A 986-nucleotide genomic window follows, 5' to 3' on the forward strand; every position below is an offset into this window, starting at 1 on the left:
CTGCGCGATCCCCGTCCGGTCCGTCGGCAGGTAGTCGAACAGCGGCAGCAGCTCGGTGCGCACGCGCGCCGCGTAACCCGGGTCGGCGTCGTCCAGGAAGCCCGCCACTGCCGCGACCGCCGGCCGGGCGCTCGCGGCCGAGTCCGGCACGTCCGCGCCGTAGAACCGCATGCCGCCGGTGGTCCGCAGCCAGGTCAGCAGGTCGAGCATCTCCTGGCAGCGGCCCATGCTGTAGGTGACGCCGCGCTCCAGCACCTCGCGCACCGGCAGTCCGCTCCGGCCCGCGACCCAGTCGTCCACGAGGCGGCCCTCGGGGAAGCCGGACTCCATGACGTAGGCGGTGAACCCGTGCCGCGCCAGGAACCGCAGGATCCGGTGCCGCACCTGGTACATCTCGTGGATCCGGTGCATCGACTCGCCGACCGCGACGACCCGCGCCTCGCCGACGATCTCCAGGAGAGGCAGCAGGTCGGCGTCGTCGCCGTCCGGGTCGAGAGTGGCCAGCCGCCGCGCGTTCGCGCGCAGCCACGCGGTCAGGTCGTCGCTCATCCGGCGAACGTATCGCCTGGCCCGCGCCGGACGGTGTGGTGTGCGCTCACGGCGCAACACCGCCGATAAATGCTGCTGCGAGCCGATGGGAGGCGGGTTACGGTGCGGACGCCGTCGACGAGGGAGCGAATGATGGCGATCACACCGGAGATGTTGCTCAGTGGCCGGCGCGGGCGCAGGTTCCTGCTGGAGTATGCCGCCGCTGCCGACCTGCCGCTCGCGGCGGCCGCGATGTCGGCGGGCCACGAGCTGGACCCGGCGCGGAACGACACGGTCGTGTCGTTCTTCGGCTCGGGTCACCGCGTGCCGGAGCCGCGCGCGACGCCCGAAGCCGTCGCGTCCCTGCTGGCCGGCCTCCGCCTCCCCGCCCTCGACCAGGGGACCGCCCTGAGCACGCTCGCCCAGGCCGTGCGCGCCGCCCGGTACTGGCAGGAGCC

1 protein-coding gene and 1 pseudogene are annotated in these 986 nt (G+C 73.7%); one reads left to right on the plus strand and one right to left on the minus strand.

What is annotated here, in order from left to right:
• A partial coding sequence (locus PROKR_RS13795; protein WP_169736427.1) for an erythromycin esterase family protein occupies positions 1-549 on the minus strand: 549 nt, incomplete at its 3' end.
• Between the two features lie 132 nt (positions 550-681).
• On the opposite strand from PROKR_RS13795, the pseudogene PROKR_RS34910 reads away from it, so the two are divergent.
• A pseudogene (locus PROKR_RS34910) lies at positions 682-986 on the plus strand (hypothetical protein); the annotation flags it as partial.

It is taken from the genome of Promicromonospora kroppenstedtii DSM 19349 (genome assembly GCF_000515355.1).
GTDB classification, from domain to species: domain Bacteria; phylum Actinomycetota; class Actinomycetes; order Actinomycetales; family Cellulomonadaceae; genus Promicromonospora; species Promicromonospora kroppenstedtii.